We start from the raw sequence: 10387 nt of genomic DNA, 5'->3' as shown, positions 1-10387 counted from the left end.
TCACGCGTCCAGCGTGATCCAGACCGGCACATGATCGGATGGTTTGTCGCCCGCCCGCACCGCCGTGTCGATGCCGCAATCGACCAAAAGATCGGACGCCTGCGGGCTGAGCAGCAGGTGATCGATGCGGATGCCATTGTTCTTTTCCCACGCCCCCGCCTGATAATCCCAGAAGCTGTAAAGCCCGGGCTGGGGCAGGCGGGCGCGGATCGCATCGGTAAAGCCCAGATGGACGATCCGCCGAAACGCTGCACGGCTTTGCGGAAGTGCCAGAGCATCCTGGCGCCACGCCTCGGGGCGGGCGGCATCTTGGTCCTGGGGGATCACATTGTAATCGCCTGCCAGAACCAGCGGCATTTCCTGCGCCAAAAGGGCGCGGGCATGGGTTTCCATCCGTGCCATCCAGGCCAGCTTGTAGTCGTATTTCGGCCCGGGCGCGGGGTTCCCGTTGGGCAGATAAAGGCCACAGACCCGCACCGCCCGGCGATCCCCGATCACGGTTGCCTCGATCCAGCGGGCCTGTTCGTCGCCTGCGTCGCCCGGAAGGCCGCGGGTCACATCCTCGAGCGGCAGGCGCGACAAGATCGCCACCCCGTTGAACCCCTTTTGGCCATGGGTTTGCACGCGGTAGCCCATGTCTTCAAAATGTTCGTGCGGAAAGCCGTCATCGACGGATTTGATTTCCTGAAGCAGCGCCACATCGGGCCGGAATTCGCGCAACCAATCGGTCAACGCTTCAAAGCGCGCCTTGATGCCGTTGATGTTAAAGGTTGCGATCTTCATGCTGGGCCCCCGTTTGGCCCTGTGTCCCACAAGCGGCCACCAGACCGCAAGGCCAAGCAGCCTACATCGAAAACGACGTCCCGCAGCCGCAAGACGAGGTCGCGTTGGGGTTTTCGATGGTGAAGCGCGCGCCGATCAATTCTTCGGTGAAATCGATCACCGCGTCCGCCAGAAAAGGCAAGGACACGCTGTCGACCACGACCTTTTGCCCGTCATGTTCCAAGACCAGATCGTCACTGGCCGGATCGTCAAGGCGGATGTCGTATTGGAACCCCGAACACCCCCCCCCATCAACCGCAATGCGCAGCGCCTTGGCATCCCCGGTGGCGGCGTTGATTTCGGCCAGACGGGCAAAAGCGCGCGGCGTCACCTTGGGCGGAACGGTCAGGGTCAGGGTCATCGGCGAAGTCCTTTGCGGCGCTGTCGCATTTCACACTCAACACATATATGTAGCAGGCCAAGCCCTGCAAGAAGCGGAAAACCCCGATGCGCGCGCCCTTTGCCTGCGATCCGAGCCTGACCCGCGGCCGCCGCGTGGTCGAAAGCGAAAGCACCTTTCGTTCGCCCTTTCAGCGCGACCGCGACCGGATCATCCACGCCTCGGCCTTTCGCCGCCTCAAGCACAAGACCCAGGTGTTCATCGAACACGAGGGCGATTATTTCCGCACGCGGCTGACCCATTCGATCGAGGTGGCACAGGTCGCACGCACCATCGCGCGGGCCTTGGGTCTGGACGAGGATCTGACCGAAGCCGTGGCGCTGGCCCATGATCTGGGCCATCCGCCCTTTGGCCACACCGGCGAGGATGCGCTGCAAGAGCTGATGGCGCCTTATGGCGGGTTTGACCACAACGCTCAGGCGATCCGCATCGTCACCCATCTGGAACGCCATTACGCGGAATTCGACGGTCTGAACCTGACCTGGGAAACCCTGGAAGGGATTGCCAAGCACAACGGCCCCGTTGCCGCCCCCATGTCATGGGCGCTTGCCGCCTACAGCGCCGCCCATGATCTGGAACTTGCCACCCATGCCAGCGCCGAGGCGCAGGTGGCCGCCATTTCCGACGATATCGCCTATAATCACCACGATCTGCATGACGGGTTGCGAGCCGAATTGTTTTCGACCGACGAATTGGCCCGTTTGCCCATTCTGGACCGCTGTTTCGCCGCCGTCGATGCGGCCTATCCCGATCTGAATTACTATCGCCGCCGGCACGAGGCATTGCGCCGTTTTTTCGGCGTGCTGGTCGAGGATGTGATCGCCTATGCGCGGGCCGAACTGGCCGTGCTGGGCCCAAAAAGCCCGCAAGACATCCGCGACGCAGGTCGCCCGATCATCCGGTTTTCGCAAGCGATCTTCGACGATCTCAAGGTGATCCGGGCCTTCTTGTTCCAACGCATGTATCGTGCGCCCTCGGTTGTTGTGATGCGCGCCGAGGTGACGGGGGTGGTGCGCGATCTGTTCCCGCATTTCATGGCCCATCCGCAGGAATTGCCCAAGCAATGGCGCCGCGACGTCGAAACGGTGGCCGGCGATCGGACAGCGCTGGCGCGGATCGTGTGCGATTACATTTCGGGCATGACCGACCGGTTCGCGCTGCAAACCCATGCGCTGGTCTTTGGCGGGCCACAGATCGGGCGCGGCGGCTATGGCTGAGGCGCGCGGGGTTGATTGACCTCTGCCCATGCCGTGATACTAGGCTCAGGACCGATCCCGAGGATACCAAGATGACCCTGTTTGCCGATATACATGCCACGGTTCTGGCTGCGCTGGCCGCGATGGAGGCCGAAGCTGTGCTGCCTGCGGGCCTCGATACGCGCGCCGTCGCGGTCGAACCGCCGCGCGATGCGGCCCATGGCGACATGGCGACCAATGCGGCCATGGTGCTGGCCAAGGCCGCGGGCATGAACCCGCGCGACATCGCCACGGCGCTGGCCGTCAAGCTTGCGCAAGACCCCCGTATTGCCAGCGCCGATGTGGCGGGGCCGGGGTTCTTGAACCTGCGCCTGACGCCTGCGGCATGGCGCGGCGTGGTTGCGGCCATTCTGGATCAGGCGGGCGGCTATGGCCGGTCCGCCATGGGGCAGGGGCGGCGCGTGAATGTCGAATATGTCTCGGCCAACCCCACGGGCCCCTTGCATGTGGGCCACACACGCGGCGCGGTCTTTGGCGATGCGCTGGCCAGTCTTCTGGATTTCACCGGCCATGATGTGACGCGGGAATACTACATCAACGACGGCGGCGCACAGGTCGATGTTCTGGCCCGCTCGGTCTATCTGCGGTATCTTGAGGCGCATGGGCAAGAGGTTGCCTTTGCCGATGGCACCTATCCCGGCGATTACCTGATCGAGGTGGGGCAGGCGCTCAAGGACAAGGTCGGCGACAAGTTCGTCGATACCGGTGAACAGTTCTGGCTGGCCGAGGTGCGCGATTTCGCCACCGACAAGATGATGGGGCTGATCCGCGCGGATCTGGCCGCGCTCGGTGTCAAGATGGACATGTTCTATTCCGAGAAATCGCTTTACGGCACTGGCCGGATCGAGGCAGCGCTGGCCGATCTGCGCGGCAAGGGCCTGATCTACGAAGGCGTGCTGGAACCGCCCAAGGGCAAGACCCCCGAAGATTGGGAACCGCGCAGCCAGACCTTGTTCAGATCGACCGCCTTTGGTGATGATGTCGACCGCCCGGTGATGAAATCGGATGGCGCATGGACCTATTTCGCGCCCGATATCGCCTATCATTACGACAAGATCAGCCGTGGCTTTGACGAGCTGATCGATATCTTCGGCGCCGATCACGGCGGCTATGTGAAACGGATGAAGGCCGCCGTGGCCGCACTTTCGGACAATCGCGTGCCGCTCGACATCAAGCTGACGCAGCTGGTCAAGCTCAAGCGCGGCGATGAAGAGCTCAAGATGTCGAAACGGGCGGGCACCTTTGTGACCTTGCGCGATGTGGTCGACATGGTGGGCGCGGATGTGACGCGTTTTGTCATGCTGACCCGCAAGAATGACGCGCCTTTGGATTTCGACGTGGAAAAAGTGCGCGAGCAATCCAAGGACAATCCGGTCTTTTACGTTCAATACGCGCATGCGCGCATCCAGTCGGTTCTCAGAAAAGGGGCCGAAATCGGGCTGGTGCCGGGCGGGGTGGATGATCTGGGTGCCATCCAGGATCCTGCCGAATTGACGTTGGTGGCGAAATTGGCGCATTGGCCGCGGCTGGTCGAAAGCGCCGCCGAGGCGCATGAACCCCATCGCATCGCCTTTTATCTCTATGAATTGGCCAGTGATTTCCACGCGCTGTGGAACAAGGGCAATGCCGACGCGGCGTTGCGCTTCTTGCAAGAGGACGACCCGGCCGTCACGCGTGGGAAATTGGCGATGATACGGGCCGTGGCGATTGTCATTTCCAATGGTCTTGGTATCTTGGGTGTCAGTCCTGCCGAAAAGATGTGAGGCAAAAGACCTCTGCCCGGCTGGATGAGACAGGCAAACCCCGCCGCCTCCGGGCGCTCTGGCGGGGCAAGAGAGCAGGCGTGGCAGGTTATGGAACCCAAATGGTCTCAACAGGGGGATCGCGCTGGTCTGGCGCGTGTTCCCGCTGACATGAAAATGCCGCGAACCCTGCGGGCCGGCCGGGCCGTGAGATGGGTCGGGGTCTGTGTGTCGCTTGGGCTGGTGGTTGGCGCGGCGGTCTGGGCGGTTCAACTGGTGGTGCGCGATGTGTCGGGCGTGCCGGTGATCCGCGCGATCGAAGGACCGATGCGCAGTACGCCCACGGATCCGGGCGGGGTACAGGCCGCCCATATGGGCTTGGCGGTCAACCTTTTGGCCGAAGGGGCCGAGGCAGGACAGGTTCCCGATGTCTTGGTCCTGGCGCCGTCGCCCTTGGCGCTGACCGCGCTGGAGCAGGCATCTGCATCCCGGTCGGGCGACCCAGACGCGGCTCTGGCCGATGCGCCGATCCCCGAACCGGCCAGCCCCCAGACCCATGAATTGATCGCGCGCCTGATTGCGCGCAATGGGCTGGCCGATGGCGCCGCCGCAGACACGCCCACCGCAGACATTGCCGATACCGAGGGCGCCGCGTCGCAAGATACGCCGCCTGCCCGGATGCAAGTGATACCGGCCTCCATCGCGGGGGTGTCGCAATCGATCCGGCCGATGCTCAAACCCGTCGCCCTGATCGCTGCATCCGCCCCCGCGGTGATGCAGGCCAGCGCCAGCCAGTTGGCCGAGATCGACGCCGCCGGTCTGGCCGAAGGCACGCGGCTGGTGCAGCTTGGCGCATTTGACAGCGCCGCGCTGGCGCGGGCGGAATGGGCGCGTTTGACCAGCAGGTTCCCCGATTATTTCACCGGCCGTGCGCCGGTGATCCAGCAAGCAAGCTCGGGCGGGTCCGCCTTTTTCCGCCTGCGCGCGCATGGGTTCGAGGATCTTGCGGCCTCGCGGCGGTTTTGTGCCGCGCTGACGGCGCAGAACGCGCCCTGCATTCCCGTGACGGTGCGTTAGGGTGGCGGGGCTTTCGGCCACCATCCTTGGATGCGAAGGACAGCGGCTGTCCCCGCCCGAGGCACGGTTTTTTGCTCAGGCGCAGCCTTGGGGCTTCATCTTGTTTGCGCGCAACATCCAAGACCCTGCCCAGCTTTCGGCGCTGACGTCGGATTTGCGGGCGGCGGTGGGGCGCGATGCGCCGATCCTGATCGATCAGGAAGGCGGCCGGGTGCAACGCATGCGCGCCCCCCATTGGCGGCAATGGCACCCCGCGCTGGAACAGATGGCGCAAGCGGGCCCTGCGCGCGCTGCGCGGTCCATGTATTTGCGCAGCCGTCTGATCGCGCATGAATTGCGGGCCGTTGGCATTGACGTCAATTGCATGCCGCTGGCCGATGTGGCGCGCGACACCACCCATCCGGTGTTGCGCAACCGGCTTTATGGCTCTGATCGTGATAGCGTGGTCGGTGCGGGCCGCGCGGTGGCCCAAGGGTTGCTTGCAGGCGGCGTCTTGCCGGTGCTCAAGCATTTGCCCGGCTATGGGTTGGGTGCCGTCGACAGCCATCTGACCCTGCCGCGGGTCGCGGCCCCGTTGGCGGAATTGAACGCTGTCGATTTCGCGGCTTTCACGCCCTTGGCCGATCTGCCCTTGGGCATGACCGCCCATATCGTCTATGAGGCGATTGATGGCGATCTTCCCGCGACCTTTTCGCCGGGGTTGATCGGGCTGATCCGTGATCAGATCGGCTTTGGCGGCGCGCTGATGACCGATGATCTGTCGATGGGGGCGCTGCCCGGCCCGCTTGGACAGCGCGCGGCGCGCGCGCGCGCGGCAGGCTGTGATCTGATCTTGCATTGCAACGGCGCGCGCGCCGAGATGGAGGCCGTTTTGGCCGATGCGGGCACCCTTGATGGGCTGTCGCTGGCACGGACCGATCGCGCGCTTGCCGCCCGCCGCCAGCCCGAACCGCTTGACATCGCAGCCGCCGAGGCCGAGCTTGCCGGTCTTGTGGACGGAGAGGTTTATGGCTGACAGGCCCGTGGCCGCCAATGATGCAGACACCGAATGGGACGCGGTGGCCACGCGCCGCGCGGCCGAGGCGCTGATCGTCGATGTGGACGGGTTCGAGGGGCCACTCGATCTGCTCTTGAGCCTGTCGCGCACGCAGCGGGTCGATCTGCGCAAGATCTCGATCCTGAAGCTGACCGAACAATATCTTGCCTTCATCGAACAGGCGCGCGCGCTCAGGATCGAATTGGCCGCCGATTATCTTGTGATGGCGGCGTGGCTTGCGTTCCTGAAATCGCGCTTGCTGTTGCCACCCGACCCGACCGAAGAGGGGCCGTCGGGCGAAGACATGGCCGCATATCTGGCGTTTCAGTTGGAGCGGCTGGCCGCGATGCGCGATTGCGCGGCCAAGCTGATGACGCGCGACCGTCTGGGGCAGGACCGTTTCGCGCGCGGTGAAGAACACGACGTGTCGACCGCGCGGCGCATCACCTATACCGCCGGGCTTCTGGATCTGATGCAAGCCTATGCCCGCATCCGCACCCGTGATGAATTCCGCCCCTTTGTCATGGATCGCGACCATGTCTTGACCATGGAACAGGCGCTGGATCGAATGCGGGGGCTGATCGGCTATGCGGGCGAATGGACGGATCTGTCGAGCTATCTGCCAGCCGAGTGGCGCAGCGATCCCAAGCGCCGCCGCTCGGCCACGGCGGCCAGCTTTGCGGCGGCGCTGGAATTGGCCAAATCCGGCAAGGTGCTGATCCGACAGTCCGAGACCTTTGCGCCCATCGAATTGCGCCGCCGGGATGACTAGATGACCCAAGCCAACACACCACCCCGCGAGACCCTGTTTCAAGCCCCCCCCTTGGGCGAACAGGAACGCATGGTCGAGGCGATGCTGTTTGCGGCCGCGCGCCCGCTGACGCTGGCCGAGATGGCGGCGCGCATGCCCCATGGCTGCGATCCCGCCGAGGCGCTGCAACTCTTGCGAAAGCGCTACGAGGGGCGGGGGGTGACACTGACGCGCGTGGGCGATGCCTGGGCGATGCGCACGGCGGCCGATCTGGGTTTCTTGATGGCGCGCGAAACGCTCGAGATGCGCAAGCTCAGCCGTGCGGCCATCGAAACCCTGGCGATCATCGCCTATCACCAGCCGGTCACCCGCGCCGAGATCGAGGAAATTCGTGGCGTTTCGGCCTCCAAGGGCACGGTCGATCAGTTGATCGAACTGGATTGGGTGCGCTTTGGCCGTCGCCGCATGACCCCGGGTCGCCCGGTTACCTATGTGGTGACGCAGGGCTTTCTGGATCATTTCGGGCTTGAATCGGCGCGCGATCTGCCCGGTCTCAAGGAGCTGCGCGAGGCGGGATTGCTGGACAGCCGCCCACCCGAGGGGGCCGAGCCCGAATTGCCGCGCGACGGCGCGATGGACGACATGTTCGACCATGACGCCGAGGCGGCCCTGCCTGATGATGAGGATGCGCGCTGACGCCAGCACCCGCCCCGCCCCAAGGGCTGGTGTGGTCTTGCCGTGTGACACCGGATCGACGCCAAGCCGCCCAAACGAAAAACGGGCGCCGCGTGGCGCCCGTTTCCCTTGTCTCACCGCGTGCGATCAGCAGCTGTAATACATCTTGTATTCGATCGGGTGCGGGGTGTGTTCGAAGGCATAGACCTCCTGCCACTTGAGCGCGATATAGGCTTCGATCTGATCCTTGTCGAACACGCCGCCCTTGATCAGGAAATCATGGTCCGCTTCAAGGCATTCCAGCGCTTCACGCAGCGATGCGCAAACGGTGGGGATGCCGGCCAGCTCTTCGGGCGGCAGGTCGTAAAGATCCTTGTCGGACGGCTCGCCGGGGTGGATCTTGTTCAAAATGCCATCCAGACCCGCCATCAGCAGGGCCGCGAAGGCCAGATAGGGGTTGGCCGACGGATCGGGGAAACGGGCTTCGACGCGCTTGGCCTTGGGGCTTTCCGTCCACGGAATACGGATGCAGCCCGAGCGGTTGCGGGCCGAATAGGCGCGCAGCACGGGCGCTTCGAACCCCGGGATCAGGCGCTTGTAGCTGTTGGTGGACGGGTTGGTAAAGGCGTTCAGCGATTTGGCATGCTTGAGCAGGCCGCCGATGAAATACAGCGCCTCATTCGACAGATCGGCGTATTTGTCGCCGGCAAACAGCGGCTTGCCGTCTTTCCAGATCGACATGTTCACATGCATGCCGGTGCCGTTGTCGCCGGCCATGGGCTTGGGCATGAAGGTGGCCGATTTGCCATAGGCATGGGCCACGTTGTGGATGACATATTTGTATTTCTGGATGTCATCGGCTTGCTTGGTCAGCGTGCCGAAAATCAGCCCAAGCTCATGCTGGTTCGATGCCACCTCATGGTGGTGCTTGTCGACCTTCATGCCGATGCGCTTCATCGTCGACAGCATTTCCGAGCGCAGATCCTGTGCCGGATCGATCGGGTTGACCGGGAAATAGCCGCCCTTGATGCCGGGGCGGTGGCCGGTGTTGCCCATCTCATACTCGGTATCGCTGTTCCATGCGCCATCGACCGCGTCGACTTCGAAGGACACCTTGTTCATGCTGACGGCATAGCGCACATCGTCGAACACGAAGAATTCGGCTTCGGGGCCGAAATAGGCCGCATCGCCGACGCCAGAGGATTTCAGATAGGCTTCGGCTTTCAGCGCGATGCCGCGCGGGTCGCGATTATAGGCCTCGCCGGTGTCGGGCTCAACCACGTTGCAATGCACGCAGATGGTCTTTTCCGCGTAGAACGGGTCGACATAGGCGCTTTCGGTGTCGAGCATCAGCTTCATGTCGGAGGCTTCGATGCCCTTCCATCCGGCGATCGAAGATCCGTCGAACATGAAGCCTTCTTCGATGAAATCCTCGTCCACGAGGTCGGACATGACCGTGACGTGCTGCAGCTTGCCGCGCGGATCGGTGAAGCGGATGTCGACATATTCCGCCCCTTCGTCCTTGATCATCTTCAAGAGGTGTTCTTTGCTCATCGTGACCTTCCCTTAACGTAGTGGTCGTGTTGTGTGCATCGCCTGACCGCGCGGGTGCGCGGCGGGTTCTGCGGATCAAATCGCGTCGTCGCCGGTTTCGCCGGTGCGGATACGGATCGCTTGCGCGATATCGTAGACAAAAATCTTGCCATCGCCGATCTTGTCGGTCTTGGCGGCGTCGATGATGGCCTCGATGGCGGCATCGAGCAGATCGTCGGTCAAGACAACCTCGATTTTCACCTTGGGCAGGAAATCAACGACATACTCGGCACCGCGGTAAAGCTCCGTATGGCCCTTTTGGCGGCCAAAGCCCTTTACCTCGGTCACGCTCAGGCCCTGGATGCCGATCTCCTGCAACGCTTCCTTCACCTCATCGAGTTTGAAGGGCTTGATGATTGCTTCGATCTTTTTCATCGGATTTGGGCCTCCTTGCAACTGCGCGGGTTCCTGACAGCATTTTGCGATGGGGGAATCCATGCGCTACGGTGACGGTCGCGGATGATCTTTTGGATTCCCCACATGAATGATTAAAAATTAGGCGAAACGAGCGAAAAATGGGCAAACCAGAAATCTCCTCTTCCGGCCAGATCATCACCGCCGCACAGATGCGCGCGGTGGAACACGAGGCGATGCGCGGCGGCGGTATAACCGGGCGCGATCTGATGGAGACAGCCGGGCGCGCCGTGGTCGCCGCGCTGTTGGCGCAGTGGCCCGATTTGGCGGCGCGCGCGGGGCGGGCATGGGTGCTGTGCGGTCCGGGCAACAACGGCGGCGACGGTTTTGTCATCGCCCGCTGTCTGGCCGAAGCGGGCTGGAGGGTCGATGTGGCTTTCCTCGGGTCGGTCGATCGCTTGCCCCGGGATGCGCGCGCCAATCACGATCGCTGGGCGGCCATGGGCGCGGTCAGCGGCTTGGAGGGGGTCGATCTTGGCGGGGCCGATGTGATCGTGGATGCGCTTTTTGGGATCGGGCTGACCCGTCCCTTGCCCGAGATCGCCCAGCAAGCGCTGCGGCGCGCGGATGGGCCGCGGGACGCGCAACCGCATTGCGCGCAACCGCATTGCGCGCAACCGC

General features: G+C 63.4%; 11 protein-coding genes. 7 read left to right on the top strand and 4 right to left on the bottom strand.

What is annotated here, in order from left to right; translation table 11 throughout:
* Both xth and Q0094_RS08240 read right to left on the bottom strand, forming a co-directional pair.
* Positions 1–783 (bottom strand): exodeoxyribonuclease III, encoded by a 783-nt coding sequence (xth, locus tag Q0094_RS08245; RefSeq protein WP_297617640.1) that lies wholly within the window; start codon positions 781–783, stop codon positions 1–3.
* Positions 784–844: 61 nt separating this feature from the next.
* Positions 845–1183, bottom strand: a complete 339-nt coding sequence (locus Q0094_RS08240) for an iron-sulfur cluster assembly accessory protein (protein ID WP_297617637.1) — start codon at positions 1181–1183, stop codon at positions 845–847.
* Between the two features lie 86 nt (positions 1184–1269).
* Between Q0094_RS08240 and Q0094_RS08235 the strand changes: the two genes are divergently transcribed.
* From Q0094_RS08235 to scpB, 6 genes are all read left to right on the top strand, one after another.
* A complete protein-coding gene (locus Q0094_RS08235; protein ID WP_297617634.1) occupies positions 1270–2439 on the top strand; it encodes a deoxyguanosinetriphosphate triphosphohydrolase in 1170 nt (389 codons plus the stop codon).
* Positions 2440–2510: 71 nt separating this feature from the next.
* Complete coding sequence (gene argS / locus Q0094_RS08230; RefSeq protein WP_297617631.1) at positions 2511–4241, top strand: arginine--tRNA ligase; 1731 nt, start codon at positions 2511–2513, stop codon at positions 4239–4241.
* A 186-nt stretch (positions 4242–4427) separates the two neighbouring features.
* Positions 4428–5297 (top strand): SPOR domain-containing protein, encoded by an 870-nt coding sequence (locus Q0094_RS08225; protein WP_297617629.1) that lies wholly within the window; start codon positions 4428–4430, stop codon positions 5295–5297.
* A 1-nt stretch (position 5298) separates the two neighbouring features.
* The gene (locus Q0094_RS08220; protein ID WP_297617626.1) at positions 5299–6312 is read left to right on the top strand and encodes a glycoside hydrolase family 3 N-terminal domain-containing protein; all 1014 of its coding nucleotides are present in this window, start codon (positions 5299–5301) and stop codon (positions 6310–6312) included.
* Positions 6305–7105, top strand: coding sequence for a ScpA family protein (locus tag Q0094_RS08215; RefSeq protein WP_297617623.1), 801 nt, complete (start codon positions 6305–6307; stop codon positions 7103–7105). The genes Q0094_RS08220 and Q0094_RS08215 overlap by 8 nt, the downstream gene beginning before the upstream one ends.
* The gene (scpB, locus tag Q0094_RS08210) at positions 7106–7780 is read left to right on the top strand and encodes an SMC-Scp complex subunit ScpB (RefSeq protein ID WP_297617621.1); all 675 of its coding nucleotides are present in this window, start codon (positions 7106–7108) and stop codon (positions 7778–7780) included.
* A 126-nt stretch (positions 7781–7906) separates the two neighbouring features.
* On the opposite strand, the gene glnA is transcribed toward scpB, so the two are convergent.
* Entirely contained in the window at positions 7907–9313 is a 1407-nt protein-coding gene (gene glnA, locus Q0094_RS08205) for a type I glutamate--ammonia ligase (protein ID WP_297617619.1), read from the bottom strand.
* 75 nt (positions 9314–9388) lie between these two features.
* Positions 9389–9727 carry a P-II family nitrogen regulator gene (locus Q0094_RS08200; protein ID WP_297617616.1) on the bottom strand — a complete coding sequence of 113 codons (339 nt, stop codon included), beginning with the start codon at positions 9725–9727 and terminating at the stop codon, positions 9389–9391.
* Between the two features lie 140 nt (positions 9728–9867).
* On the opposite strand from Q0094_RS08200, the gene Q0094_RS08195 reads away from it, so the two are divergent.
* The coding region (locus Q0094_RS08195; RefSeq protein WP_297617613.1) for an NAD(P)H-hydrate epimerase at positions 9868–10387 on the top strand (520 nt) is incomplete at its 3' end.

It is taken from the genome of uncultured Roseicyclus sp. (genome assembly GCF_937892565.1).
Classification (GTDB): domain Bacteria; phylum Pseudomonadota; class Alphaproteobacteria; order Rhodobacterales; family Rhodobacteraceae; genus Roseicyclus.
The sequence above is the reverse complement of the archived record's forward strand: the minus strand, read 5'-3'. Positions and strand labels throughout refer to the sequence as shown.

Excerpts from the sequence above, each read along its gene's own strand:
- Q0094_RS08200 (WP_297617616.1), bottom strand. The coding sequence starts at position 9,727 with ATGAAAAAGATCGAAGCAATCATCAAGCCCTTCAAACTCGATGAGGTG.
- scpB (WP_297617621.1), top strand. The coding sequence starts at position 7,106 with ATGACCCAAGCCAACACACCACCCCGCGAGACCCTGTTTCAAGCCCCC.
- Q0094_RS08215 (WP_297617623.1), top strand. The coding sequence starts at position 6,305 with ATGGCTGACAGGCCCGTGGCCGCCAATGATGCAGACACCGAATGGGAC.
- Q0094_RS08235 (WP_297617634.1), top strand. The coding sequence starts at position 1,270 with ATGCGCGCGCCCTTTGCCTGCGATCCGAGCCTGACCCGCGGCCGCCGC.
- argS (WP_297617631.1), top strand. The coding sequence starts at position 2,511 with ATGACCCTGTTTGCCGATATACATGCCACGGTTCTGGCTGCGCTGGCC.
- xth (WP_297617640.1), bottom strand. The coding sequence starts at position 783 with ATGAAGATCGCAACCTTTAACATCAACGGCATCAAGGCGCGCTTTGAA.
- glnA (WP_297617619.1), bottom strand. The coding sequence starts at position 9,313 with ATGAGCAAAGAACACCTCTTGAAGATGATCAAGGACGAAGGGGCGGAA.
- Q0094_RS08240 (WP_297617637.1), bottom strand. The coding sequence starts at position 1,183 with ATGACCCTGACCCTGACCGTTCCGCCCAAGGTGACGCCGCGCGCTTTT.